Origin of the sequence: Billgrantia desiderata, assembly GCF_900108215.1 — a bacterium.
GTDB classification, from domain to species: Bacteria; Pseudomonadota; Gammaproteobacteria; order Pseudomonadales; family Halomonadaceae; genus Halomonas; species Halomonas desiderata.
In genome coordinates this window covers 135,135-161,124 of record NZ_FNVC01000004.1, presented here as the reverse complement: position 1 = coordinate 161,124, position 25,990 = coordinate 135,135, and the positions used below count along the sequence as shown (strand labels likewise).

The window sequence follows — 25,990 nt, the reverse complement described above, 5'->3', positions numbered from 1 at the left end:
TATTCACTATGAATACAAGAGCGAGACACCGGCCTCAGTGCGCGCTAGCCTCAGAAAACCCTACGCAACGGACCTGAGGACGCGCCCATGTCGCAAACCATCACCTACTATCTGAGCCTGGTATCGCCGTGGACTTACCTGGGCCACGAACGACTCGGCGAGATCGCCAATCGTCACGGCGCCACCATCGACTACGTGCCGGTCACGATAAGCGCGGTTTTCCCCAGAACAGGTGGTCTTCCGCTGCCCAAGCGCGCGCCCGAGCGTCAGGCCTACCGACTGGTGGAGCTGAAACGCTGGAAGCAGGTCCATGGCGTTCCACTCAACGTCGAGCCGAAGCACTTCCCCACCGACGACCGCCCGGCAGCGCGTCTGGCGCTGACTGCCAAGGCCCGGGGGCACGACATCGCCGAGCTCTCGCTTGCCATACTGCGAGCCTGCTGGGTCGAGGAGCGTGACATCGCCGACCTCACCACCCTGCGTGAGATCGCCGATGCCTGCGGCCTGGATGGCCAGGCGCTATTGGATGAGTCGGAGAGTCAAGGGCAGCAGCGACTCGACGCGGCCTGCGAGCAGGCCATCGCCGCCGGCTGCTTCGGCGTTCCATGGTATGACGTGGAAGGCGAGCCGTTCTGGGGTCAGGACCGCCTGGAATTGGTGGAGAAGAAGCTCACCGGAGCGCTCTGAACCCGACGGCGAAGCATCAGCATCAGGCCAAACGATGCTGACCTCCTGACACAGCAGAAACGTGCCAAACGCAGCCAGTCCGGGCAATCCTGGGCGGTCACATGGCGCCATGATCAAGGCGACGAGATCAGCTCGTCGGTTCGATCATCCGCTTCGAACGTGACAGGAGGTCGTCATGAAACTGTCCATTATCGCACTTTGCCTTGCCTTGGCGGCGGTGCCGGGCGCCGCGCTGGCGGAGCGTCCCTCTCCGGAGGACAACCTCTTCCAGACCGCGCAAATCGGCACCAGCTCGCGTCCTAACGTGGTGAGCAGCTTCGATGAAATCGATACCGACCATAACGGGTATATTTCCGCTACCGAAGCCTCTCGAGCCTCCATGGCCGCCAGCTTCGGCTCCCTGGATCGCAACCTGGATGGCCTGCTCTCCCGAGAAGAGTACGAAGATCACCACAAGGATCACTGAGGTGCTCCTATCGACGCGAATGCTCAGGCGTCCGTGTCGATAGGAAATTTTTCACTTCGCTCACGCGGCGAGTTTGAGGTCGGGCGTTCGTCGGCTCTGACCTATACTTTATCGGACTTCGACCCAGACCAAGCCACCGAGCGACCTCTCCAGCCGTCGCCACCGGGACTTCCGAATCGTTCGGGAGCAATGTGATGATTCCGCTTACGAGCAGGCACGCCCCACCTACCGCCCTGGTAGAGCTGCGGGATCAATTGTTAAAGCTGTTGGATGCCGCCGAAGCCGCCCTGCCCATGAATCAGGAAGCGGCACGCGCCAGCCTGGTGCAGGCCATGAACCTGCTCGCCCAGCCCTCACCGGAAGCCGGCCCGAAGCCGTGTTTGCACGGTGGCTTGGTCAGTTGGCAGGTCAAACGCGTGATGGCCTTCGTCGAACAGCATCTGGGCTCGACGATCCGTGTCACCGACATGGCCTGCCAGACCCGTCTCAGCCTCAGCCATTTTTCACACGCCTTCACGCACACCTTCGGCGAGCCGCCGCTGGCCTACGTGACGCGACGACGCCTGATGAAGGCCTGCGAACTGATGCGCAACAGCGACGAGCCCCTTTCAAGCATCGCTCGCGACTGCGGCTTCTACGACCAATCGCACTTCACCCGCCACTTTCACCGCCGGCTGGGCATGACCCCGCAGCGCTGGCGCCGCCTGCACGCCCAGGGCCCCGCGGAGTGAGCGGGCCATCGCGGTCCCGTCACGACGCCAGAGCGGCCCTTCACTCTGTCGGACTACGCCGGCCGCTCCAGCCCGAACAGGTCGGTCGTACGGGCATAGTCGCTGCCCGCCATCCTCCCGATGGGCTTGAGTGCCTCGACGCTCACGTGACGGCCGTTCCAGATGGCATCGTCGATGTGAATCGACACCACCTCCGCCAGCACCAGACAGCCCGCCATGGGCTGGTCGCCGAAGCGCACGATCTCGCGCAGCCGGCAGCCGAAGGACACCGGCGCCGCCGCCACCCGCGGCACCGACAGCCCCGGCATGGTCACCTTCTCCAGCCCCGCCAGGGCGAACTCATCCTCTCCCGCCGGGAGGCTGGCGCTGGTGGCGTTCATCTCGTTGACCAGTGCCTCGCCGCTGATGTGCACCACGCACTCCGGCACCTGCTCCAGGTTGCGAATGGTGTCCTTTGGCTGACCCTCGCCGTTGAGCAGCGGCGAAAAGCCCAGCACAGGCGGCGCCACGCTCACCACGTTGAAGAAGGAGAACGGCGCCAGATTGGTGTTACCGTCGCGATCATGCGTCGAGACCCAGGCGATGGGGCGCGGACAGATGGTGCCGCAGAACAATCGATAGATGGCGCCGCTGCTCAGCGGTGACTCTTCCAACAGATAGTCGCTCATGAATGATCCTCTTCCAGCGATGAATGGCCAGACCGAACGGCGCTTTCCTCACTCACACCCAAACCCTGGTTGAGCTGACCGAACGGCACATGCACCGACGGCAGAATATCGCTGGTGGCCGAGAGATGGGATGCCTGGTCGTCGAAGAAAATATGCGGCTTGATGATGCCGAGAACATGCTCCTTGGCGATGCCGCCGAGGAAATAGGCCTCGTTGACGGTCACGCCCCAGCTGCGCATGGTATGGATGACCCGCTCATGGGCCGGCGCGTTGCGGGCGGTGACGATGGAGACCCTGACCTTGGGTCGATAGGCTCCCTGCGTTTCCTCTTCGCGCTGCTTTTCCAGCATCTGGATGTGGGCCAGCTTGCGCAGGAAAACGGCCAGCAAACCCGCCTCCGCCGGCACCTGTGCATTGGCTCGCTCGTACTCGCGAAACGCCTCGATCCCCTGCTGCTGGTAGATGGTTTCGGACTCGTCGGTGACCAGCACGCCATCGAAGTCGAAGGCTATGCGCAGCTCCTCCTCGTCGGTCAGGTCGAGATCGCCCGACGACAGCACCTGCCCCGCCGGATGCCCGGCCAGGATTGCCTGATCGACGTCCTGGCGATTGGCAGACAGAAAGAGGCTGATGTTCAACGCCGGAATGAAGCGATGGGGGTAACGCCCCTGCAGGAAGATGGCCCGTGTGATGCCCAGCTCATGGTGCTCGATCGACTTCATGACCCGCAGCCCGGTTTCCGGATCGTTGCGTGAAAGCAGCACCACCTCGATGGGCGGGTTGTCCGGGCTCAGCTCGTTCAACGACAGCAGTCGCTTGATGAACGGGAAGGCAACGCCAGTGCTTAACGGTTTGTTCTCGTTGTCACGCTGATAGATGCGATAGGACGCCTCGCCCTGCTCGCGAAAGACCCGATCGGATTCCTCCAGATCGAACAAGGCGCTGGATGCCAGCCCGATTACCAAGCGTTCGCTGAGATCGTAGGCCATGGCCGTCCCTGATGAAGAAGTGCAATGCACGATCTCCAGACCATGCCTCAGCGCTCCCTGCCAGACAAGCGCCTATCCGTATCGGCGTATCGGCTTGGAAGCGCATGACGGTAAAAGCGTAAACCTGTAAAACTGCAAAACTGTATTCAAGTTTGCAGCAAGGACCCGCCATGCCGTTCGCCGCTTCCCAGGAGAATACGCTCACCCCCGGCTTCATGGTCGTTCACGGCAATCGCCTGGAGGATCTGCGCGGCGTAGCGGTGGAGTGGATGAAGCGCCACCCGCTGGCACCGCTGGAGAACGAGACGATCCTGGTGCAGAGCAACGGCATCGGTCAGTGGATGAAGCTGGCGCTGGCCGCCGACGAGGCCGACGGCGGCAGCGGCATCGCCGCCGCGCTGGACGTCACCCTGCCGGCGCGCTTCCTGTGGCAGGCCTACCGTGCGGTGCTCAACCATGTAGAGGGCGACCCCAACGCGGTGCCGGCCACCTCGCCCTTCGACAAGTCACGCCTATTGTGGCGACTGCTGCGCCTGCTGCCGGAACTGATGCCGCGTGACGAGTTCGCCCCGCTGCGCCGCTTCCTCGAAGGCGACAGCGACCTGCGCAAGCACCATCAGCTCGCCGAGCGCCTGGCCGACCTGTTCGACCAGTACCAGGTGTACCGCGCCGACTGGCTCGAGGCCTGGGCTCGCGGCGAGGACGTGCTGATCTCCGCCCGCGGCGAAGCCCGCCCGCTGGATGACTCCCAGCGCTGGCAACCGGCCTTGTGGCGGGCCGTGGTGAACAGCGTTGCCGAGGACGTGGGCGACGACGGAGTGGCCTCCAGCCGCGCCATGGTGCACCGGCGCTTTCTCGCCGCCGCACGTGAGCTTCACGGCGGCGAATGCCCCCCCGGCCTGCCTCGGCGTGTGATGGTGTTCGGCATCTCCTCGCTGCCCCAGCAGGCGCTGGAAGCCCTGGCCGCCATCGCCCGCTGCTGCCAGGTGGTGCTGTGCGTGCACAACCCCTGCCAGCACTACTGGGCCGACATCATCGAACACAAGGACCTGCTCCGCGCCCAGCGCTACCGACAGCGGCGCAAGGCCGGCATGCCCGAACGGCTCGACGTGCTCGGCGTTGGCGACGCCAGTGATGACGGAGCCGAGAGCCTGCACCTGCACGCCCAGCCGCTGCTGGCCGCCTGGGGCAAGCAGGGCCGCGACTACCTGCGCCTGCTCGACGAGCACGACGACGCCCAGCAGTACGAGGCCTTGTTCCGGGCCGACTCGCTGCGCATCGACCTGTTCGAGCCCTTCGTGCGCGAAGGCCACGGCCGGCTGCTGCAGCAATTGCAGGACGACATCCGCGAGCTGCGCCCGCTGCACGAGACCCGCGAGACCTGGCCGGCGGTGGACCCGAACCACGACGACTCCCTCGTCTTCCACGCCGCCCACAGCCCCCAGCGCGAAGTGGAAATTCTCCACGACCAGCTGCTCGCCGCCTTCAGCGCCGACCCGAAGCTCAAGCCCCGCGACGTGATCGTGATGGTGCCGGATATCGACCACTACGCTCCGCATGTTCAGGCGGTATTCGGACAGCTGGAACGCGACGACCCGCGCTACATCCCCTTCACCCTCTCCGACCAGGGCAGCCGCCACCGCCTGCCGCTGCTGATCGCGCTGGAGAAACTGCTGCGCCTGCCGGAGCTGCGCCTCTCGGTGAGCGACCTGCTCGACCTGCTCGACGTGCCCGCCCTGCGCGCCCGCTTCAGCATCGACGAGCAGGACGTGCCCACCCTGCGCCGCTGGATCGAGGGCGCCGGCATCCGCTGGGGGCTCGACGCCGGCCAGCGCGGCAGCCTCGACCTGCCCGCCGGCATGGAGCAGAACACCTGGGCCTTCGGCCTGCGCCGGCTGCTGCTGGGCTACGCCGTGGGCGAGGCCGCCAGCGGCCCGTGGCAGGGCATCGAACCCTTCGACGACATCGGCGGGCTGGAAGCGGCGCTGGCCGGGCCGCTGGCCGCGCTGCTGGAAACCCTGGAACAGCAGTGGCGCCGCCTGCGCGAGCCCACCGACGTGGTCGGCTGGGTAGCGCGCCTGCGCACCCTGCTGGAAGCGAGCTTTCTGGCGGAAGCGCCGGAAGACAGCCTGATGCTGTCCCAGCTCGAACAGGCGCTGCAGAGCTGGCAGGAGAGCGCCGAAGAGGCCGGGCTGACCCGCGAGCTGCCGCTCTCGGTGGTGCGCGAGCACTGGCTGGCCCAGATCGACGAGCCGAGCCTGTCGCAGCGCTTCCTGGCCGGTGCGGTCAATTTCGCCACCCTGATGCCGATGCGCGCCATTCCCTTCAAGCGGGTGTGCCTGCTGGGCATGAACGATGGCGACTACCCACGCAGCCACCCGCCGATGGACTTCGACCTGATGAACGGCGACTACCGCCCCGGCGACCGCTCGCGCCGCGAGGACGACCGCTACCTGTTCCTGGAAGCGCTGCTCTCCGCCCGCGAGCAGCTCTACGTGAGCTGGGTGGGCCGCAGCATCGTCGACAACAGCGAGAAGCCGCCCTCGGTGCTGGTCGGCCAGCTGCGCGATCATCTACAGGCCGGCTGGCGCACAAGCGATGGCAGCGACCTGCTCCCCGCCCTCACCACCGAGCACCCGCTGCAGCCGTTCAGCCGCACCTACTTCCCCAGCGCGGCACAACAGACCGAGCGCAGCATCTCGGCCCGGCGGCTGTTCACCTTCGCCCACGAGTGGCGCGAGGTGCACGGCGAAGCGGCACCGGAAACAGCGCCCCTCGACCTGACGCCATACACGCAGGACACCCCGCTGACTATTACGCAGCTAGGGAGCTTCTTGAGAGACCCGGCCCGCGCCTTCTTCACCACGCGCCTCAAGGTCTTCCTGGAACGCGAGGACATCGTCAGCCTCGATCATGAGCCCTTCGACCTGGACGGCCTCGCCAACTGGCAGCTACAGGACCTGCTGATCCGCGAGCAGCGCCGTGCCGTGGACGAAGGCCGCGAGCGCCTGCCCGTGCTGCTCGACACCCTCGACCGTTTGCAGGGTCAAGGCGTACTGGCCATGGGTGCCTTCGGCGAGCGCATGCGCGAACAGCTCAGCGAACCGATGGACGCGCTGTTCGAAGCCTACGAGGAAGCGCTGGACGCCTGGCCCCACGCCATCGAGGAGCCCGAGCCGGTGCAGCTCGACGTGCCCGGCGCCCCGCCCCTCGAAGACTGGCTCGACGAACTGCGCGAGAGCGCCACCGGCGAGCGCTGCCGCCTGGTGCTCGCCAGCAGCAGCCTGGTGAAGAAAGGCAAGTACCGCTGGTCGCACATCCTGCGCCACTGGGTCGCGCACCTGGCAGGCCATCTAAACGACAGGCCCATGACCAGCCTGCTGCTCTCCAAGGCCGGCCACGTCACCCTGCCGCCCCTAGATCCGGAAGCGGCCCGCCTGCAGCTGCGCGAGATCGTCCGCACCTGGCAGGCCGGCATGCAGGTGCCGCTGCCGCTGGCCTGCGACACCGCCTTCGTGTGGCTGAGCAAATTGGGAACGCCCGATACCGAGCGCGACAGCGACGCCTGGCGCGCCGCCGCCAGCACCTACAACGGCGACGACTTCAATGCCGGCGAGGCGGGCCGCAACGCCTACCTCGCCCACCGCTGGCCCAGCTTCACTGCGCTCTATGAAGCCCGCCAGGACAAGCTCGGCTTCGCCGAACTCACCGAGCGCCTGCTCGCCCCGGTGCATCTGGCCGTGAAAGGCGACAAGAAAGAGGGTGACAAGAAACAGAGCGGGAAGAATACATCGGGGAGCCAGGCATGAGCGAGGTCACGCAGTTAGATCCATTGTCGTTTCCGCTTCACGGCAGCCGCCTGATCGAAGCCAGCGCGGGCACGGGCAAGACCTTCACCATCGCCCTGCTCTACGTGCGCCTGGTACTCGGCGCCCGCTCGGCCAACGACGATGCCGCCTTCGAACGCCCGCTCACGCCGCCCGAGATCCTCGTCGTCACCTTTACCAACGCCGCCACCCAGGAGCTGCGCGAGCGGATTCGCGCGCGGCTGGTGGAGGCGGCCAATGTGTTTCTGCAACCGGCGCAAGGTGCCGAGGGCGACGATCTGCTGCTTCAATTACGCGCTCAATATGACCCCGCCACCTGGCCCGCCTGCGCCCGGCGCCTGCAGCTCGCCGCCGAATGGATGGACGAGGCCGCCGTCTCCACCATCCACAGCTGGTGCTATCGCATGCTGCGCGAGCACGCCTTCGACAGCGGCAGCCTGTTCTCGCTCAACCTGGAAAACGACCAGACCGAGCTGGAGCTCGAGGTGGTGCGCGACTACTGGCGCAGCTTCTACTACCCGCTCAACCTCGACGAGCTGGCCACCGTGGTGCGCCACTGGAGTACCCCCGAGCAGCTCCACGCCGCCGTGCGCGGCCTGATGCCCGAAGCCGAGGCACTGAACAAGCACGCCCCGCCCCCAGCCGAGACCATCGCCAACGCCAGCCGCGAGACCGCCGAGCGCCTGGCCCCGCTCAAGGCCCCCTGGCCCCAGTGGGTGGACGAGTGCGAGGAGCTGTTCGAAGAGGCCGCCCAGCAGAAGGCCTTCAAAGGCCAGAGCTTCAACGCCAAGAGCCGCGCCAACTGGCTCGGCGCCCTGCGTGAATGGTGCCAAGGGGAGGCCACTTGGCCCGGCCTGACCGACGCCGCCTGGAAGCGCCTCACGCCCCAGGGCATGGCCGATATCTGGCTCAAGGGCGAGCCGCCGGATCACCCGGCGCTGGCCGCGCTGGAAAAGCTCCAGGACGAACTCAACGCCCTGCCCGATCCCTACGCCGACCTGCTCACCCACGCCGTGCACTGGTGCCGGGCGCGGCTCGACCGCGAGCAGGAACGCCGCGCCGAGATGGGCCCCAACGAGCTACTCACCCATCTCGACCGGGCGCTCACCGGCCCCAACTGCGAGGCGCTGGGCGCACAGATCCGCCGCCAGTTCCCGGTCGCCCTGGTCGACGAGTTCCAGGACACCGACCCGGTGCAGTACCGCATCTTCGACTGCGTGTACCGCATCCGCGAGAACCGCCCGGAGTGCGGCGTCTTTCTGATCGGCGACCCCAAGCAGGCGATCTACGCCTTCCGCGGCGCCGACATCCATACCTACCTGCGCGCCCGCCGCGACACCCAAGGCCGCCACGTCACCCTGGGCACCAACTTCCGCTCCAGCCGCGAGATGGTCGAGGCGGTGAACCGCTGCTTCGCATTTGCCGAAGCGCACCCGCCCGGCGCCTTCCTGTTCAACTCGCCCGAGGAAAACCCCGTTCCTTTCAATGCGGTTGGCGCCAAAGGACGCAAGGACTCACTCACCCGCCAGGGCCAGCCCCTGCCGGCCATGACCCTGTGGCAGCTCGAATGCGACGAACCGCTCTCCAAGACCGCCTACCAGCAGGAGATGGCCGAGCGCTGCGCCTCCACCATGGTGGAGCTGCTCAACGAGGGGCTAAGCGGCAGTGCCGGCTTCCGCAACGAGCAGGGTGAATTGCAGCCGCTCAAGCCTTCCGATATGGCGGTGTTGGTCAACGGCCTGGGCGAGGCGCGCTCGATCCGTCAGGCGCTGGCCCGGCGCGGGGTGAAGAGCGTCTACCTCTCGGACAAGGACAAGGTGTTCGCCTCGCCGGTCGCTCCTCAGCTCGACGCCTGGCTGCGCGCCTGTGCGGCACCCGACGACGACAGGCTGCTGCGTACCGCCCTGGCCACCTCGGTGCTGGGACTCGATATCGCCACGCTGGATCGATTGAACGAAGACGAGCTGGCCTGGGAAGGCCGCGTGCTGCAGTTCCGCGACTACCACCGGCTATGGCAGCGCCAGGGCGTGCTGCCATTGGTGCGCAAGATCATCCACGACTTCGACGTGGCTACGCGTCTGCTCGCCTGGGGGCCTGCCAGCGACGGTGAGAGAGCACTTACCGACCTGCTGCACTTAGGGGAATTATTGCAACACGCCAGCCAGGAGCTCGACGGCGAACACGCGCTGATTCGCTTTCTCGCCGAGGCCATCGCCAACCCCGAAGGCCACGGCGACACCCACAAGCTGCGCCTGGAGAGCGACGCCGACCTGGTGCAGGTCATCACCATTCACAAGTCCAAGGGGCTGGAGTACCCGCTGGTGTTCCTGCCCTTCATCTGCAACCACCGCCCGACGAAGAAGGACGACTCGCCGCTGCGCTGGCACGACGCCGAGGGCCGCCTGCGCATCAGCCTGGAAGCCGACGAGGAGACCCTGGCCACCGTCGACCGCGAACGCCTGGGCGAGGACCTGCGCAAGCTCTACGTGGCGCTGACCCGCGCGCGCCACGCCACCTGGCTCGGCATGGCCCCGCTCAAGGGCGGCGAAGGCAGCGCCATCGGCCAACTGCTGGCCAACGGCGACCTGCTCGGCCCAACCGGATTCAGCGAAGCGCTCGCCAGGCTCAAGGGCGACTGCGTCGCCATCGAGATCGCCCCGGCGCCGCCGGCTCACGCCCAGATCGTTCGCCAAACCGAGCGCGACGACGCCCTGGGCGAAGCACGCTCCCCCACGCGCCCCGCTCGGGAGCACTGGTGGATCGCCAGCTACTCGGCGCTGCGCCTCTCCGGTGAGATCGTCAGCGTCGAATCGGCCAGCGCCCCAGTAAGAACTGACTCACCTGTTAAGCCCCATGACAGCGAAGCGCAGCGGAGCGGCAGCCTGCCGGAACCCGCTACCGCCATGGAGGCCACCGCGCTGGAGGTATTGGAAGAGCCCCGCGACAGCGGCCAGAGCGAACCGTTGCCTTCCTTGCATCGGTTCCCCCGAGGCCCAGGGCCTGGGACATTTCTTCATGGGATTTTGGAATGGGCCGGCGAGCACGGCTTTGCCCGCGTGGCCCGCGACCCGGCCCTGCGCGAGGAGACCCTGGCGCGGCGCTGCCAGGTGCGCGGCTGGCAGCCGTGGCTGAACACCCTGCACGCCTGGTTCGGCACCCTGCTCGCCGCCCCGCTGCCGCTGCCCAACGGCGCGGGCAGCCTCAGGCTCGAAGCGCTGACGAGCTATCAGGTCGAGATGGAGTTCTGGTTCGCCTCGCGCCAGGTCGACACCCGTCGGCTGGATGCCCTCGTAAGTGCTTACACACTGGCAACCCCGGATAACGGCTCGGGTGCCGGCCTGCCCCGCCCCGCGCTGGATGCCGACACTCTCAACGGCATGCTCAAGGGCTTCATCGATCTGGTGTTCGAATTTGATGGGCGCTACTACGTGGCCGACTGGAAATCGAACCACCTGGGGCCGGACGACAGCGCCTACAGCCAGGAGGCCATGCGCCAGGCGGTGGCCGCCAAGCGCTACGACCTGCAGTACGCGCTCTACCTGCTGGCCCTGCATCGGCTGCTCAAGGCGCGCCTACCAGGCTACGATTACGACCGGCATATCGGCGGCTCGCTCACCGTCTTTCTCAGGGGCGCCAATGCGGAGAGCCGCGGCGTACATGCCGAGCGCCCCCCGCGGGAACTGATCGAAGCGCTGGACGCACTGTTCCAGGGCGACGCCCGAGCGGCAGGCACCCGCACCACCACGGAGGCGCCGGCATGAGCAAGCGCAGCAAGCACCACGACGACGCTACCCCGGACCTGTTCGCCGATCTCGGAGAGGAATCAGCAGGCAGCCGCCAGGCAGCCGACGAGGGCGCCGAACCTGAACCGCCCCAAGCCGAGCCGGAACCGCACCAAGCCGCGCTTCACGACATCCAGGCGCTGTTCGCCTTGCTCGACCGCTGGGTGGAGCGCGGCTGGCTGCGCGCGCTGGATCGGGCGCTGGCGAGCTTCTTCCAGCGCGAGGTGAACGACACCCCGCCCCTGCTGCTGCTCGCCGCGGCGCTGGCCAGCCATCAGCTTGGTCGCGGCCACGTGTGCCTCGATCTCGCCCAGACTCTCGCCGCCCCCGACCTGGCGCTCTCGCTGCCGCCGGAAGGCGACGACCTCAGCGACCCGCCGCCGCTGCCCAGCGACCTGCTGGCCGAGCTGGATCTCGCCACCTGGCATGCTGCCCTGCACCACCCCGCCCTGGTGGCGGACGGCAACGAACCACCGGGAAACACTCCGCTGGTGCGCAGCGAGCGCGACGGCAACGTGCGGCTCTACCTGCGCCGCTACTGGCAGTACGAGCAGGACATTCGCGGCCTTATCGGCAGCCGACTTACTGCCACCACCGAGGCAGAAGCCGATACCGTCACCCTGGCCCGGGCGCTGGCGGCACTCTTCACCCCGGGGCATGAACTCGACTGGCAGCAGGCCGCCTGTGCGCTGGCCAGCCGCTCGCGCTTCGCCGTGATCACCGGCGGCCCCGGCACCGGCAAGACCACCACCGTGGTCAAGCTGCTCGCGTTGCTGCAGGCGCTCGCTCTGGGCGAAACCGCACCCGCCGGCACCGCCCCGCGCCCGCTACGCATCCGCCTGGCCGCCCCCACCGGCAAGGCCGCCGCACGGCTCAACGAATCCATTGCCAAGCAGGTGCAGGGGCTTTCGCTGGTGGAACTGGCCGCCGCCGTGGGCCAACAGGGTGTGGATATCTCAATTCTGCGCGACAGCATTCCCACCGAAGTGACCACGCTGCATCGGCTGCTGGGCTCACGGCCGGATACCCGCCACTTCCGCCACCACGCCGGCAACCCGCTGGCGTTGGACGCTCTGGTGATCGACGAAGCCTCGATGGTGGATATCGAGATGATGGCCGCCGTGCTCACCGCCCTGCCGCCCAAGGCGCGGCTGATTCTGCTCGGCGACAAGGACCAGCTCGCCTCGGTGGAGGCCGGCGCCGTGCTCGGCGACCTGTGCCAACGCGCCGAAGGCGGCCACTACACCCCGGCCACCTGCGACTGGCTGCAACGGGTGACCGGCACGCCGATTCCCGAACGCTACCACGACGAAGGCGGCCAGCCGCTGGACCAGGCCATCGCCATGCTGCGGGTGAGCCACCGCTTCGATGCCAAGAGCGGCATCGGCCAGCTCGCCGAAGCGGTCAATCGCCCGCTCGCTCCTGAGCAGAACGAGAAAGAGGCACAGAAGGAAAAGAAACGCGCGGTACGTGAGATCTTCGGCACCGATGGAAAGTCACGCTACGCCGACATCGCCCGCCTCGCCCTGGCGGACGCCGACGACCCGGCGCTGGATCGCCTGGTGGTGAACGGCAACCCCGCCGGATTCACCGACAGCGGCGAAGGCCGCCACGACCGCCGCGGCGAGCCCATCGCACCGCCCCGCGGCTACGCCCACTACCTGGACGTGATACAGGCAGCGCGGCCCGCCCAGCCCTTCTTCGGCGAAGGCGATGCACGCCAGCCCTACGACGACTGGGCCCGCCAGGTACTCGCCGCCCACGGCCACTTCCAGTTGTTGTGCGCACTCAGGAAAGGCCCCTGGGGCATCGAAGGGCTGAACCCGCGCATCGGCCGCGCCCTGCGCCGCGCCGGCTGGCTCAAGGCCAGCGACCTGGAGCTGGAACAGGGCTGGTTTGAAGGTCGCCCGGTGCTCGTCACCCGCAACGACTACGGCTTGGGGCTGATGAACGGCGATATCGGCATCACCCTCGCCGTGCCCGAGGCCCGCAGCGCAAGCGAATCGCCCGGCCGTACCCTGCTGCGCGTCGCCTTTCCGGCCAGCGACGGCAGCAGCGACATCAAGTGGGTACTGCCCAGCCGCCTGCAAGCGGTGGAAACCGTGTTCGCCATGACGGTACACAAATCCCAGGGCTCGGAATTCACGCACACCACCCTGCTGCTCCCCGACGCCCCCAACCCCATCCTCACGCGCGAGCTGATCTACACCGGCATCACCCGCGCCAGGGACTGGCTGACGCTGGTGGAGACGGGGCGCGGCATGCTGGATGAGGCTGTGACAAGGGAGGTGGTCAGGGTGAGTGGGTTGGCCGTGTAAAGCATGGTGGCGTTTAACTAATATGAAGTATGAAGGTATTTACCTGACAGTCAGCCGCTAAAAAGCAAAGTGGTCAGAGTGCCCCCCGTGGGTTATAGAACGAGTGTCTGACGCTCGGCTGTAACACCATGAGGAAACGACTATGGCCACGACAAAAAGGTGGTACATCGCAAGTTCAGCCCCCTAAAACTGACAAAAGAATCTAAGACGCAGCAAGGCCTGCAAGACAGGCATCATTACTGTAAAAACAGGAACCCATTAGGAACAATATGCTTTCTTTAAGCTCCGTTTAAACACTTACACCCCACAATCTATAAAATTACACAGGCACGACCATTTTTAATTTTCCAAGAGAGTTATTAAAACTAATTTTATCTGAAAAAATCAACACTTCATCACCGATTTTATTAGAGGTTGAGTGCTGTAGTCTATAGGCTCTTTTTTCAAATGAATGATACAGGCTATTTATGAAAGAATTATTGTCATACGACAAAAGCCAAGGAGTTGAAAGCTTCTTCACATGGTTAGAAAGTCGTTCATGATCTTCTTCTTTATACGCATTAAGATAGAGATTTGAGCCCTTCTCATAATATGGCGGATCCAGATACAAGAAGGTGTTTTCAGCGTATCCATGAAAATTTTTTATTAAATTCACACCATCCATGTTGGCAACATGGATACGACTGGAGAACCGAGATATTTTATCAATCCTGCGTATTAGCTCTTTTTTATTAAATCGGGCATCTATTTTATACTTTCCTGCTTGACTCAGCCCACCAATAACCCCTCCATTTAATACACCGGAGACATTCGTTCGATTCAAAAAGAAAAAGGAACTGGCTAAACTAAAACTGTCCACACTTCCTGAACGGCGAAGAATTTCCTTACAATTACGCCAAGACTCTACTGTCACAGGGGTTTTATCAATCCAGTCCATCAAGCGATCCGCTTGTGCAGTGCATATGCTCCAAAAAGCATAAACCAATGGGTCCAAGTCGTTAATCACTATACTTTCTGCATATTCTTCATACAGCAAGCGAAGCGCTAGGCCTGCACCGCCAGCATAGGGTTCAATATATCTACAACCATTTAAGTTATTCTCCGAAATCAAACTAGAAACAAAAGGAAATATACAATTTTTTCCTCCAGGATACCGCAAAGGAGAGTGTGCGACGCTCATGACTCCCTCCCGTGAGTTATTCTCAGAATAGCACCGAGAATAACAGAAAGAGCTACAGCCTGCTCTTCATTTCTCGAATTTGAATAATCATGCGCACCTGTTTGGAAAAGTTGAACGATCTTTCCTTTCTCCACGCTCTGACTTGACAAGGAAGTTTTTTCGTCATCGCTCAAACTTTTTTTTGCCTGATCAAAATTGTCCATTAAAAATGGTTTTAAATCTTTTCCAACTTCTCGACCAGCTGTCTCGGCAAGCATGCGCAATGACATTCTAAAAATGACAACGAAATCGTTACTGAATGCTGTTTTTTTGCTTTTATACAATTCATAAATATGCTCTATATCCCTATAAAGATTATTAATATGACCCGAGCGAAGGGAAAGGGAGCCACCGAAAACCACTAACCCTTGTTTGTCCTTCCTTCTAGTCCTTGATTGAGCTGTTTTACCTCCAGCCTCTTCCTCTGCTGAGGCAGTTTTGGCTCCCGCATGGTTAAAGCTCGATTGTCCTTCGTAAGCTTCACCTCCCCGAGAACTAGGCTGAAAGTTTGTATTTCCATTTCCACCGGCCTCAGCGTTTCTATCGGCATCCCATGAGCCAAAGACGCTGGAGTCGCAATTTAAAACACTCTCAACAAAGGCAGCTCCTTTTTCTGCCGTATACACCTCATCAACTTTTTTATCCCGCAAAGCCAAAACAATTTTTTTCAAGCTGTCAGCATCTCCAAACAAAAAACCCTCTCCGCTTTTTTCAATGCCGAGCCTTTGCTTAACACTTCTATAACTCAACACTCTATCAAGAGTTGTTTTGTTTACCCTTTCTTTGTCCCCATCAGATATAAGCTGATTATTAACCAGCAAGTCCAAAGCCTGCAGTCCAATCGTGAAATTACCCTCAAAACGATTTTTCTGCTCAGGATTCCAAGGTATTTGCCCTTTTCCATCCTGCGGACCACTATGATTGATTGATATCCAATGCTTAGCTTCCTCGCGGTTTTTGAATATCACACAGCCAACTTCTGTCGGAACTTCTCCTCTCGTCCTGAGGATTGAATTAATTTTTTTCCTTATTTTAGGATCAGCGTCCGCCAGTGATGGAGTTTCCAATACTTTCAGCGCTGTCACCCGGCGATTACCATCACCATCAATGTATTTACCCCCATCCTCAAATAGAATTAATTTGGAACTAGGATTAAGTCCATTTTGGTAAATATCTGACGCCAGGTTAACAATTTTGGCGCCTTGGTCCCTCAACATGGTTCGTATTGCTTCACGCTGATCATTTACGGGGGGAAATCTTGGATTTTCCAAATCCAATAAAATATTACTAATTTTTATTGTGCGCTCAGTATAATTTTTTTTCATATCACTCCCCCCGTAAAAAATGACCACATACTGCAAACTTGCTGCCTTTCTCTGGGATGGCAAGCACCTCGTCTTAGCAACTCAAAAAGCTAAAGCTTTTCAAGACATAGCCCTACAGCATCTATCAACCATTTTTATGCTTTTCAATCTAACCTGCCTGAAAGCCATCCCCCCACCCTTACCTGCCACTATCACCGTGCATCAGAGATGCATTGTATTGGGAATACGATTCGAGTAAAGCCAAAACTGTATCGTCATGCTAGGCCGAGCATCAATCTCAAAGCCCATAGCATGACATTTCCCGTGCATCGAATCTACGCAACCAAACGAAGCCGATGCGCTATGGCACCAGCAACTGCTCCTCCACCCGCACTCGAAAGAACGGAAAGTACGCCTCGGTGCCGAAGTGATTGCCCGCCTCGACCTGGGTGGGCAGGGTGAAGCCTTCGAAGTTCTGGAAATCATCCAGGTAGCCGCCGAAGGGCTGGAGTCGCCACTCCTTCTCGGGGTTGGCGTTGCTCCAGCGTTGGAACTGTACCCAGCGCGGTTGGCCGTTCTCGGCCACGGCGATTTCGATGGCTTGTTCCAGCGTGCCGTAGGTGATGATCGCGCGTGCCAGGTTGGGCTCGCCGGTCTCTTCCCAGCGCACTTCGTGCTGGGGCAGCAGAGCTGCCGGGGCCCAGAAGGCAGCTTCCGCCACGGCTCGACCGAACGAGGCGCGCAGGTGGTTGTCGTCGCCCCCTGCCCTGGCGACGGGCAACGTGCCGTTGAGCCAGAAGCGCGTCCAGGAGCGGCCGTTCGCCATGCCGTCCGAGCCACTCATCTGCATCAGGCCGGCGCCGGCTCGTTCGAGTCGCCAGATGAAGCCGTGTGGTGGGGCAAGGATCTGTCGGGCCTGCATGGGACGGTAGCCGGGTGCCTCCTTGCTACCGAGGCCGATCTCGCCGGTCATATGGATTTCGCTGACCACGTGAAGCGGCGAACCCGGGGCGATGGTGTAGAGGAAGTAGCGCCGGGCGGCGTCGGGAAGGCCTTCCACCATGGCGGGATCGAACGCTTCGGCGGTGGCGGGCGCCTGGGCTTGCAGCCATGCCCAGGAATTCTCCATCGCACGGTTATCGGCCAGACGCCAGGCCTGCATGGCGATCACGCCGGTGAGTAACAGCGCCAGCGGCAGGGTTACGGCCGTTGCCAGGTATGCCATTCGCCTGCTCCTTCGCTCCGCTGGCGTTCCCGTTTCAGCCTTCAGAGGCAGTCACCTTCTCGTGGAATGCGTTAATCAGACGCTACTCGATGATACTCCCGCTTGGCTGCGAGTAGCCGCTGGTCAGCGCGGCCGGTAAGGCTTTCCAGGCTGTCATCGCGGCGCAGGGTGGCAATCCCCACGCTAATCGAGATGGCAGCCAGCTCAAGTGTCTGCTGCTGCAGGCGCTCGGCGGCGGCGCGAGCGTCTTCGCTGTTGCTTTCGGGTAGCAGGATCAAGAATTCATCGCCGCCGAAGCGGCCCAGCAGGTCGTTTGCACGCAAGGCGCTCTGCAGGCTCGCGGCAACGCGTTTGAGCGCGGCATCCCCTGCGCCATGCCCTTGGGTGTCGTTGACCTGCTTGAAGGCGTCCAGATCGATCATCAACACGCTGAGCGCGGTGCCGTAGCGCCATGCCCGCTCGATTTCGCGCTGGCCCAGGGTCTCGATATGGCGGCGGTTGTAGCAGCCGGTAAGAAAGTCGCGGGTGGCCATCTCCTCAAGCTGGCCGTTGAGCAGTCTGAGCTCGCGGTTGGCATGCTGCAATTCAGCGGTACGTTGCTCCACGCGCGCTTCCAGCACCTGATTATGGCGTTCGAGCGCATCCCGGGCCTGGTGCAGCTCGGTTACGTTCTGAGAGATGCCGAAAAGATGGGTGACGCGCTGCGGGTCGTCGTCAGCATTGTGCAGCGGCACGATCAGCGTCAGCCAGTAACCGTACTGCTCGTTGCCATGCTCATCGAAGAAGGCGGCATGCTCTTGATAGCGCATCGGCTTGTTCCGCGCCACGCATTCACGGTAGCGCGCATAGATCGCCTCGGCCGTAGCAGCAGGCATGAAGGCCGGCAGCGGCTTGCCCAGGCACTCACGGCCGATGGTATCGATCTGCGCCGGGTTGGCTGCCTCGACCGTGAAGTGGCCGTCCTCTTCCACACGTACCAGGAACATGTTCTCGGGGAAGTGATTCCACAGCTCGCGAATCAGCGGATGCCCCATCAGGCCATCGTGGAAGGACTGCAGTGTCTGCTGAGGGGCTTCAAGTGTCATGCGATCACCCGCGGCGAGGTTTACACTACCTTTACAGCAACCACCTGACCTGGCAAGTGTCGCCAGCCTGTCCGGTGGGTGCTCCGTGACTGCCAATATCGTCCTAAGCACCAGTCGCGTAATTTTTCTTAAAGTAATTCTGGCAGCTGCCGACCTAAGGTAGCTGGGGTAGCGTCGAGCAACCGCTTCATGCTCGGCGCCCGATTCATAGGCACAAGCCAGTTCCTCACGGCGGGCTTTTCCTGCTTGTGCTCCGGCAGCGACTTTGCCTAGCCTAACCACCTCCTACGGTATTCGCTGCTCTTGAATGCCAGCCTCTTGAAGCCAGGGAGCGAGGTACATGGAGACATACGCGTGACGGACGAACTTGCCTTGCTGGAAGTTCAGCAAGATATACATGAATTGATCGCCCAGCAGGCGCCGTTGGAGACGACACTGGATGCGATTGCCAACTGGATCGGTATCCAGCTTCCCGGTGCCGTAGTGGCCTTCATGCGCTTCGATCCGGCACGTAGCTCGCTCAGTCTGATGCCCAGCCAGCGCTTCTCTCGAGCCTATTGGGAACGGCTCCAGAATGTTCCCGTCGACACCTCGACTGCCTCGTTCGGTGCGGCTGCCTACCTGCGTCGCCAGGTCATCACTGAAGACATCCAGGCGGATCCACGCTGGGTGGCCTTCCGTGATGCCGCCCTTGCCGAAGGATTTCGCTCCTGCTGGTCGAGCCCAGTGATTACCACTCAGGGCGAGTTGCTGGGGACGTTCGGCACCTATTACCCAGAGGCCAGGGCTCCCAGCGAACTCAGCAAACGACGGCTCATCCAGGCTGCCGCCCTGATCGCCCTGGCGGTTATCAGGGACCGTGACAGCCGCCATCACCGTACCCTGGCCGAGTGGCACCGTTCTTTGTTCGTGAATCATCCAGACGGGGTTTATGAGTTCGATCTCGAGGGCCGCTTCCAGCGCGGCAACGCCGCCCTGGAACGGATCACGGGTTACCCGGCGGGGGCCCTGATCGGCCGCCACTTCAACGAGTTCGTCGCACCCGACTATCGCGAGCTGACCCAGACGGCCTTCGATGCCGCCAAGGCAGGTGCCTCGCGTCACTACGAGACCATGGGTGTCCATGCCGACGGCCATACCTACTATGTGGAAGTCACCAACTTTCCAGTGACTGTCGAAGACGACATCATCGGCGTCTACGGCATCTGTCATGACATTACGGCGCGCAAGCGTCAGGAAGCCGAGCTGAGGCTGTTGCAGCGAGGCATCCAGTCCAGTCCCAACGGGATCCTCATGGCCGATGCCACCCGGCACGACCTGCCGCTCGTCTATGCCAATGAGGCTTTCTACCGTATTACGGGTTATACCCCGGACGATGTGCTGGGCAGAAATTGTCGTTTCCTGCAAGGTAATGAAACCGACCCCGCGGCCATCGGCAAGATCCGCCAGAGCGTGGTGGATCGTACCGAGGTGCAGGTTACGCTGCTGAATTACCGCAAGGACGGCACACCTTTCTGGAATCGACTGGCCATCAATCCCGTCTTTGACGAGGCTGGCCGCTGCACCCACTTCATCGGCATCCTGGAGGACATCACCGAGCAGAAGAACCAAGAGGCCCAGATTGCTCATCAGGCCACACACGACCTCCTCACTGACTTGCCCAACCGACCCGCGCTTGAGAATCGCCTCGAGCATGTTTTCCGAGTGAGCCGGGAGAACCAGAAACTGCTAGCGGTGATGCACCTCGATCTCGATGGATTCAAGGCAATCAACGATGGACTGGGTTATACCGTCGGCAATCAACTGCTGATGGCCGTCGCCGACCGCCTTCGGCAGCTGCTTCGCCACACTGACACCCTAGCCCGCCTCACCGGAGATGAGTTCGTCTTTCTGATGCCTGGCTTCAGGGCCCGAGAAGAAGTGATGGACGCCGCTGAGCGCATTCTCAATGCTTTGGAACACCCGTTCGAGATCGACGGCCGCGCGTTACACATCAGTACAAGCATTGGCATCGCTTGCAGCGACGAAGACGTTCACCAGGCTCAAGAATTGTTACAGCATGCCGACCTGGCCGTAGAGGCGGCAAAAAAGCAGGGACGCAACACCTGGCAGTGGTACCAGGGAGAAGGGGTTGGGCACACCAGCGAGCACGTAATGCTGCGCCATGACCTCCATACCGCGCTGCGTGAAAACCAGTTCGAGCTCTACTACCAGCCGGTGGTCGATGCCGTCAGTGGCCAGATTCGCAGCGTCGAGGCCCTGGTCAGGTGGCACCATCCCACACATGGCATGGTCTCTCCTGGAATCTTCATTCCTATCGCCGAACAAACCGGCCAGATCATTCCCCTGGGCCGCTGGGTTCTGAGACAGGCGTGCCAGAGCCTGGCCGGGCAGCTCGCAAAGGGGGAGCGTATATTTCCGGTGGCGATCAACATCTCGTCGCTGCAATTCCACCGCGATGGTTTCCTCGATGAAATACAAGACATCCTGGACGAAACGGGCCTGCCGCCCGAACTCCTCGAGCTGGAGATGACCGAAAGTATCTTGATGGTGGGTGCTGAACTGGCTATCGAGATGATCCGCAGACTGCGTGGTATGCGGATCACGGTCGCTATCGACGATTTTGGTACCGGATTCTCAAGCCTTAGCTACCTGCGCGACCTGCCCATCCATAAGATCAAACTGGACCGCGCCTTTATCCAGAACATCCTCACCAGCCGTAGTAATGCCGCCATCGTCCAGGGCATCATCACCATGGCCCATCATATGGATCTGGTGGTGGTCGCCGAAGGCGTTGAGGAGCGTGAACAGCAGCAGGACCTGATCCGTCGCAACTGCAACCTGTTACAGGGCTTCCTGTTCGCCCGCCCCATGCCCCTGGCGGACCTCATGGCCTTACCGGATCGACTTCCCGCTGATGAATGACGACACCATCATTGATTGACACCTTGAATTAGGCATACCATAGTTTACTTAGCGAGCCTTATTTTTCTCAGCCGCAATTTTTCCGTTTAATAACAATAACTAAATCCCTCCGACGCCATACGCAGGATACGCCATGGCTATTGCTCCCCGTCCCGGCAACCCCGCAGCACAAGTCATTCGCTCGTTACTTCAACACAAGCACGAGTTTTCGCTGTACTCCAAGGCCATGCCCTATGCCTTGGCCGTTGAGGTCACCGAGCTCGACCTGGATAGTGGCCATCTGGTGCTGGAAGCCGAATACAGTGATGGAAATCTGGAGCACTACTTCACCAAAGGAAGCTTGAGCTTCGACCTGGAAGCTCTGAAGGGCCCACAAACCAGCGAGCGCGAGACCTACAGCCTCACCAACGTAGCCGCCAAGCTGCTTAAGACGGACAGTACATCGTATCGTCTGGAGTGCCAGCTACCCGAATCGGTGTTTGTGCATGAGAATCGGGGAGCGGTACGCATTCCCTTCATCCTCGGTATGCAGACCCGCGTCAGCCTCGAAGTCTACTTGCATGAACTCAACATACCAGGCCGACTACGCAACCTGTCGGTGGGCGGCTGCATGGTCGACATTGATTTGGCAGATAGCATCGCACTTGGCGTGGACCAGGACATTCCGGGGGTCACATTGGAATTCCCCAACGGTGAGAGCTTCTTCGCTGAAGGCACGATCCGGCATATCCGTCCCTTCGGTAACCATGGATATGCCGCGGTCGGCGTTCAGTTCATCCACCTGACGATGCCCCAGACAGAGGCCCTGTTCCGGTACGTGAATGAATCGGAGCGAGAGGCCGCCTACCGCACCGGGTCCAACGAAAAGATGACCCAACACTCGCCGCTGTTCATCCCAGGGGCCAAGGAGAAGAAGATACTTCAACGAGAAGCCCAGGAGCAGGAGAAGCACACTCGCCAGTCGCCCATGGAGCGCGGCGTGATGAACGTGGCCCATCAGCTCCAGGTGGGGTTGATGTACATGAAGACGCGTAACCTGTTCCCCAGCGAAATTTTCTATGATTGCGTCGACACGCTGCGCTACCTGGTGGAACAGGACCGCAAGGCCTTACTGTATGCCCTGGCGTTCCTGCGCGACGAACCCGACTGGGTCAGGCATGCAGTCCAGGTCGCTGGCCAGTTGGCGGATTTCATGATGCTGCGCGACCCACATGATCCCCAGGTGCGTGAGGCGATACTGGGCGCCTTGATGCACACCATGGGCAAGCCACTACTGGTCAGTGCACAGCTACCGTCACTCAAGGTGAACATGAACCCGGCACAGAAGGCGATACTCAGGGGTCATGTGACTGTGTTACGCGACAAGCAGCACGAACTTGGGTGGGAGCCAAGCCCAACCTGCCGCGATGTGATCGAGAATGCCAACGAGCGTCCGGACGGCTCCGGCTATCCGATGGGCAAGCGCGGCGAGCAGCTCTCTGAGCTGATTCGTTTGGTCGCGGTGATCAAAGCGATCAACAAGCTGATGCATGCGCGTAACGGCGTACCACCACGCTCACCACTCGATGCCTACCGAAAGATCCATGAAGCAGATACTGCCTACGACAAGACGGTGCTTGTGGAATACATTCAAGTGTATGGGCTGTATCCGATCGGTAGCCTGGCCAAGTTCTCGGGTGGCTTTCTCGCCTGGGTAATGGATATCGACGGCAAAGGTATGCCAATCCAAGTCCACGTCGTCAAGAACCTGCGCTTTCCTGAGACCAACATCAGTAGTGTGCTTACAAAAAGCGACTTTTCTCAGATCGGTAAGCTCGAGGACATTGTCAATCCCGCTGATTACGGATTGAAGGTCGTGAAGGTGTAGAACCACTGTTCTCCACGCTCACTCTGCCAATGTGGTTGGTGCCGCTCTGATGGATCAGCAGGGCTTCGCCGTCGAGGGTGGTGCGCATGTGGCGCAAGATACCGGCATGTACCGGGCCTGAGGGGATCGGCCAGCTCTGGAAGGATTCCGCCTCGGGATCGAAGCGCACCAGCATGTCCGGCCGCACGCCGCTTTCGTTGTACCAAACCGCCCCGTCCAACACGGCGATGGCGTAAGGGTGGGAGTCCGGGCCGCTGGGCGAGTCCCATTCCTGGATATCGCCGCTTTTGGGGTCGTAACGCCCCAGCCGGCCCAGCCCGGAATTGACCCACCAGATGATGCCGTCTTCGTCGATATCGAGTCGACGCACCGTGGTGCCGGCCTCGGGCAAGGCGATCTCGCTCACTTCCATCGATTCGGGGTCGACGCGCAGCAGGCAGTTCGCCCCGTTGCAGGAAGCCCACACGGTGCCATCCGCAGCGATCTTCAGCCCATAGGGTCGCGAGCCTTCACGCGGGCTGGTGGCCAGTTGCACCTCGCCGGTTTCCGGGTCCAACCGGCCAATCATGTTGCTCTGCTGCAGGGTGAACCAGAGGATACCGTTCTCGGCGAACTCGGCGGTGTGCGGATCGCGCGCGGCTTCGTCGGGCATGGGGTATTCGGTGATCTCGCCGGTTTGCGGGTCGAATCGCCCCATGGTGGCGTTGCGGTTGCCGGTGTACCAGGCTGCACCGTCGGGGCCGATGTTGACCGAGTGGGGCCTTGCTCCCGAGGGCAGCGCGAACTCCTCCATCTCGCCCGTCTCGGGGTCGAGCCGGCCGAGAATGTCCAGCCACTGCCCTACCCACCAGATACTGCCGTCCGGCGCTTCGACCGGATCGCGCGAGCGCTGCCCCAGCGTGGGCACCTTCCACTCTTCGAACTGGACGCTCAGCGGGCCATCGGCGGGCGTTGCGGCCCGATTATCGCTGGGCGGGAAGTGCTCGGCGAGATAGCCGAGGATCTCGTCCTGCCGCTCGGGAGCGTCCGACAGGTCGATCATGGTGGAGACGAGGAAGTCCCACTCCTCATGGGTGTACCCTGAGCTGCGTTCGATCAGGTTGACGCCGTGGCAGGCAGCGCATACGGCTTCTACCGTTTCCCGGCCTTCCCCGTCCGGCAGCGCGTAGGCTGCGAAGGGGTGGCAAAGCGCAGCTGCCAGGAACACGGAACCAAGCGTTCTGCGAGCCATGTGGTTGTTCTCGGTGGCGGCGAAGTCCTCTGAGCGTAGCCAATAACCCCGGGCAGCCCAACAAGCGACGCCAGGATATCGGTTGGATCAGCGCTTCGGCGCGGCTTGCGGGAACCTGGGCAGCTCGTCGGCAAGCTCGTACCACTCGGCCTTGGACGAGACCCAGGCGTGGTAGCGCTTGCCGGGTGTTACCGGAGTATCCAGGGTGCCCAGCCGCAGTCGCTTGGCTTCGGGCAGGTCGTCGCGGGCGCTATAGAGCGGGCTACCGCACTCGGCGCAGAACACCCTTACCTTGCCCGGCGTGGCGCGATACTCCTTGAGGTACTCCGTGCCCTGGGTGATGCGAAACTCGGCCGAGCGGATGGGCGCCACGGCAACGAAGGCCGAGCCCTGGGCCTTCTGGCACTGCTTGCAGTGGCACATGGAGACTTCATCGATCTCGCCGCGGTATTCGTATTCCACCTTGCCGCATAGGCAGCTTCCCTTGTGCATCGGCCTCTTCTCCCGGTGGCTTTCGCTTACCATACCCGTTTCGCTATCGGCCGCCACGCTCGCCAATGGTATGGAGTACATCCCTGCGCTTGCCCCCTACCGGCGTCGGTGTCATCGTCGTTCGGTGACCATCAGCCGCCGACCACAAGGAGCTTTATCGTGTTCATCGCCATGAACCGTTTTCGGGTCAATCCCGAGCGAGTGAAGGAGTTCGAGCAGATCTGGCTGGAGCGGGAGACCCATCTGCAGGGCCTGCCCGGCTTCGTCGAGTTCCATATGCTGCGCGGCCCGGAGAAGGAGGACCACGTGCTCTACGCCTCGCACACCATCTGGCGCTCGCGGGAGGACTTCGAGGCCTGGACTCACTCCGAGGCGTTCCGCAAGGCCCACGCCAACGCCGGCCAGAGCAAGCGCGAGGGGCTCTACCTGGGCCCGCCCAACTTCGAAGGGTTCGATGTCATCCAGACGGTCGGCAACGATAGCGATGCCTGAGGCCATGGAACGCATGAGGATCGACGCATGAGAGCGGCGCAGCGTACGCCGCCGCTCACCCACCTGGGCGGCCACGACGTGCTCTTCGCCATGGCCGCCGAGGCCGAGTACGGCCCGCACCTCAGGCAGCGCTTCGCGCCGTTCATGACCGGCGTCGGCCCGGTGGAAGCTGCGGTTGAGCTCACCGCGGCGCTTGCCGCGCACGCCCAGCAGGGGCGCCTGCCGGACCTGGTGGTGTCGCTGGGCTCGGCGGGCAGCCGGGTGCTGGAGCAGACCGAGATCTATCAGGCGACCTCCATTGCCTACCGCGATATGGACGCCTCACCGCTGGGCTTCGAGAAGGGGATTACGCCCTTCCTCGACCTGCCGGCGATCCTGCCCCTACCGCTGCGCATTCCCGGCATTGCCGAGGCCACGCTCTCCACCGGCGCCAATATCGTCTCGGGCGAAGCCTATGCCGCCATCGCGGCGGATATGGTGGACATGGAGAGCTACGCCTGCCTGCGCGCCTGCATGCGCTTCAACGTGCCGCTGATCGTGCTGCGCGGCATCTCGGACGGCAAGGCGGAGCTGCACCACGTGAATGACTGGACGGAGTACCTCCACGTCATCGACGAGAAGCTGGCCACCGCCATGGATCGGCTCGGCGTGGCGCTGGCCGAGGGGCTGTTGGATCGCTGAC

General features: G+C 62.2%; 18 protein-coding genes. 10 read left to right on the top strand and 8 right to left on the bottom strand.

Translation table 11 applies throughout. The features are described 5' to 3' along the window. The first annotated feature begins 87 nt into the window (after positions 1 to 87). The 3 genes from C4S71_RS06050 (at position 88) to C4S71_RS06040 (ending at position 1,884) form a co-directional block, all read left to right on the top strand. On the top strand, positions 88 to 687 hold the full coding sequence (locus C4S71_RS06050) for a 2-hydroxychromene-2-carboxylate isomerase (protein WP_103968543.1): 600 nt from the start codon (positions 88 to 90) through the stop codon (positions 685 to 687). Positions 688 to 862: 175 nt separating this feature from the next. Further along, positions 863 to 1,153 (top strand): EF-hand domain-containing protein, encoded by a 291-nt coding sequence (locus tag C4S71_RS06045; RefSeq protein WP_103968542.1) that lies wholly within the window; start codon positions 863 to 865, stop codon positions 1,151 to 1,153. A 194-nt stretch (positions 1,154 to 1,347) separates the two neighbouring features. Beyond that, entirely contained in the window at positions 1,348 to 1,884 is a 537-nt protein-coding gene (locus tag C4S71_RS06040) for a helix-turn-helix domain-containing protein (RefSeq protein WP_103968541.1), read from the top strand. Between the two features lie 53 nt (positions 1,885 to 1,937). On the opposite strand, the gene C4S71_RS06035 is transcribed toward C4S71_RS06040, so the two are convergent. Next, positions 1,938 to 2,552, bottom strand: coding sequence for a flavin reductase family protein (locus C4S71_RS06035; RefSeq protein WP_086508274.1), 615 nt, complete (start codon positions 2,550 to 2,552; stop codon positions 1,938 to 1,940). Continuing rightward, positions 2,549 to 3,541 (bottom strand): 5'-nucleotidase, encoded by a 993-nt coding sequence (locus C4S71_RS06030; protein WP_086508273.1) that lies wholly within the window; start codon positions 3,539 to 3,541, stop codon positions 2,549 to 2,551. Before C4S71_RS06030 ends, C4S71_RS06035 begins: the two co-directional genes overlap by 4 nt. Positions 3,542 to 3,711: 170 nt before the next feature. Here C4S71_RS06030 and recC point away from each other — a divergent pair, with 170 nt between their 5' ends. Genes recC through recD form a run of 3 tightly spaced genes read left to right on the top strand, consistent with a single transcriptional unit; the run spans position 3,712 to position 13,468 of the window. After that, a complete protein-coding gene (recC, locus tag C4S71_RS06025) occupies positions 3,712 to 7,350 on the top strand; it encodes an exodeoxyribonuclease V subunit gamma (RefSeq protein WP_103968540.1) in 3,639 nt (1,212 codons plus the stop codon). Continuing rightward, complete coding sequence (gene recB, locus C4S71_RS06020; RefSeq protein ID WP_103968539.1) at positions 7,347 to 11,129, top strand: exodeoxyribonuclease V subunit beta; 3,783 nt, start codon at positions 7,347 to 7,349, stop codon at positions 11,127 to 11,129. Before recC ends, recB begins: the two co-directional genes overlap by 4 nt. Further along, positions 11,126 to 13,468, top strand: coding sequence for an exodeoxyribonuclease V subunit alpha (recD, locus tag C4S71_RS06015; RefSeq protein WP_103968538.1), 2,343 nt, complete (start codon positions 11,126 to 11,128; stop codon positions 13,466 to 13,468). The genes recB and recD overlap by 4 nt, the downstream gene beginning before the upstream one ends. A gap of 319 nt (positions 13,469 to 13,787) precedes the next feature. On the opposite strand, the gene C4S71_RS06010 is transcribed toward recD, so the two are convergent. The 4 genes from C4S71_RS06010 to C4S71_RS06000 form a co-directional block, all read right to left on the bottom strand. Then, on the bottom strand, positions 13,788 to 14,648 hold the full coding sequence (locus C4S71_RS06010) for a DNA adenine methylase (RefSeq protein WP_103968537.1): 861 nt from the start codon (positions 14,646 to 14,648) through the stop codon (positions 13,788 to 13,790). After that, positions 14,645 to 16,012, bottom strand: coding sequence for a hypothetical protein (locus C4S71_RS22280; protein ID WP_146064584.1), 1,368 nt, complete (start codon positions 16,010 to 16,012; stop codon positions 14,645 to 14,647). Before C4S71_RS22280 ends, C4S71_RS06010 begins: the two co-directional genes overlap by 4 nt. A 340-nt stretch (positions 16,013 to 16,352) precedes the next feature. Further along, positions 16,353 to 17,216: a DUF6544 family protein gene (locus tag C4S71_RS06005; protein ID WP_103968536.1), complete on the bottom strand. Its 864-nt coding sequence runs from the start codon at positions 17,214 to 17,216 to the stop codon at positions 16,353 to 16,355. Positions 17,217 to 17,287: 71 nt separating this feature from the next. Next, positions 17,288 to 18,301, bottom strand: a complete 1,014-nt coding sequence (locus C4S71_RS06000; RefSeq protein ID WP_200825241.1) for a sensor domain-containing diguanylate cyclase — start codon at positions 18,299 to 18,301, stop codon at positions 17,288 to 17,290. A 354-nt stretch (positions 18,302 to 18,655) separates the two neighbouring features. On the opposite strand from C4S71_RS06000, the gene C4S71_RS05995 reads away from it, so the two are divergent. Together C4S71_RS05995 and C4S71_RS05990 are read left to right on the top strand one after the other, a co-directional pair. Then, a complete protein-coding gene (locus tag C4S71_RS05995; protein ID WP_234240663.1) occupies positions 18,656 to 21,226 on the top strand; it encodes a sensor domain-containing phosphodiesterase in 2,571 nt (856 codons plus the stop codon). 133 nt (positions 21,227 to 21,359) lie between these two features. Beyond that, on the top strand, positions 21,360 to 23,093 hold the full coding sequence (locus tag C4S71_RS05990) for a PilZ domain-containing protein (protein WP_103968534.1): 1,734 nt from the start codon (positions 21,360 to 21,362) through the stop codon (positions 23,091 to 23,093). On the opposite strand, the gene C4S71_RS05985 is transcribed toward C4S71_RS05990, so the two are convergent. Next, complete coding sequence (locus tag C4S71_RS05985) at positions 23,053 to 24,324, bottom strand: virginiamycin B lyase family protein (RefSeq protein ID WP_200825240.1); 1,272 nt, start codon at positions 24,322 to 24,324, stop codon at positions 23,053 to 23,055. The genes C4S71_RS05990 and C4S71_RS05985 overlap by 41 nt on opposite strands. Before the next feature lie 87 nt (positions 24,325 to 24,411). Continuing rightward, on the bottom strand, positions 24,412 to 24,816 hold the full coding sequence (locus tag C4S71_RS05980; protein WP_103968533.1) for a GFA family protein: 405 nt from the start codon (positions 24,814 to 24,816) through the stop codon (positions 24,412 to 24,414). A 159-nt stretch (positions 24,817 to 24,975) separates the two neighbouring features. Here C4S71_RS05980 and hmuQ point away from each other — a divergent pair, with 159 nt between their 5' ends. Beyond that, positions 24,976 to 25,308 (top strand): heme-degrading protein HmuQ, encoded by a 333-nt coding sequence (hmuQ, locus tag C4S71_RS05975; protein WP_103968532.1) that lies wholly within the window; start codon positions 24,976 to 24,978, stop codon positions 25,306 to 25,308. A 27-nt stretch (positions 25,309 to 25,335) separates the two neighbouring features. Then, on the top strand, positions 25,336 to 25,989 hold the full coding sequence (locus C4S71_RS05970) for a 5'-methylthioadenosine/S-adenosylhomocysteine nucleosidase (protein WP_103968531.1): 654 nt from the start codon (positions 25,336 to 25,338) through the stop codon (positions 25,987 to 25,989). The last annotated feature ends 1 nt before the right edge of the window (position 25,990 follow it).

Bases quoted from the DNA above. Each gene is read 5' to 3' on its own strand.
- C4S71_RS06035 (WP_086508274.1), bottom strand. From the start codon at position 2,552: ATGAGCGACTATCTGTTGGAAGAGTCACCGCTGAGCAGCGGCGCCATC.
- C4S71_RS05990 (WP_103968534.1), top strand. From the start codon at position 21,360: ATGGCTATTGCTCCCCGTCCCGGCAACCCCGCAGCACAAGTCATTCGC.
- recC (WP_103968540.1), top strand. From the start codon at position 3,712: ATGCCGTTCGCCGCTTCCCAGGAGAATACGCTCACCCCCGGCTTCATG.
- C4S71_RS06000 (WP_200825241.1), bottom strand. From the start codon at position 18,301: ATGACACTTGAAGCCCCTCAGCAGACACTGCAGTCCTTCCACGATGGC.
- recD (WP_103968538.1), top strand. From the start codon at position 11,126: ATGAGCAAGCGCAGCAAGCACCACGACGACGCTACCCCGGACCTGTTC.
- C4S71_RS06010 (WP_103968537.1), bottom strand. From the start codon at position 14,648: ATGAGCGTCGCACACTCTCCTTTGCGGTATCCTGGAGGAAAAAATTGT.
- C4S71_RS06030 (WP_086508273.1), bottom strand. From the start codon at position 3,541: ATGGCCTACGATCTCAGCGAACGCTTGGTAATCGGGCTGGCATCCAGC.
- C4S71_RS06005 (WP_103968536.1), bottom strand. From the start codon at position 17,216: ATGGCATACCTGGCAACGGCCGTAACCCTGCCGCTGGCGCTGTTACTC.
- C4S71_RS22280 (WP_146064584.1), bottom strand. From the start codon at position 16,012: ATGAAAAAAAATTATACTGAGCGCACAATAAAAATTAGTAATATTTTA.
- C4S71_RS05970 (WP_103968531.1), top strand. From the start codon at position 25,336: ATGAGAGCGGCGCAGCGTACGCCGCCGCTCACCCACCTGGGCGGCCAC.
- recB (WP_103968539.1), top strand. From the start codon at position 7,347: ATGAGCGAGGTCACGCAGTTAGATCCATTGTCGTTTCCGCTTCACGGC.
- C4S71_RS06045 (WP_103968542.1), top strand. From the start codon at position 863: ATGAAACTGTCCATTATCGCACTTTGCCTTGCCTTGGCGGCGGTGCCG.
- C4S71_RS05980 (WP_103968533.1), bottom strand. From the start codon at position 24,816: ATGCACAAGGGAAGCTGCCTATGCGGCAAGGTGGAATACGAATACCGC.
- C4S71_RS06050 (WP_103968543.1), top strand. From the start codon at position 88: ATGTCGCAAACCATCACCTACTATCTGAGCCTGGTATCGCCGTGGACT.
- C4S71_RS06040 (WP_103968541.1), top strand. From the start codon at position 1,348: ATGATTCCGCTTACGAGCAGGCACGCCCCACCTACCGCCCTGGTAGAG.
- C4S71_RS05985 (WP_200825240.1), bottom strand. From the start codon at position 24,324: ATGGCTCGCAGAACGCTTGGTTCCGTGTTCCTGGCAGCTGCGCTTTGC.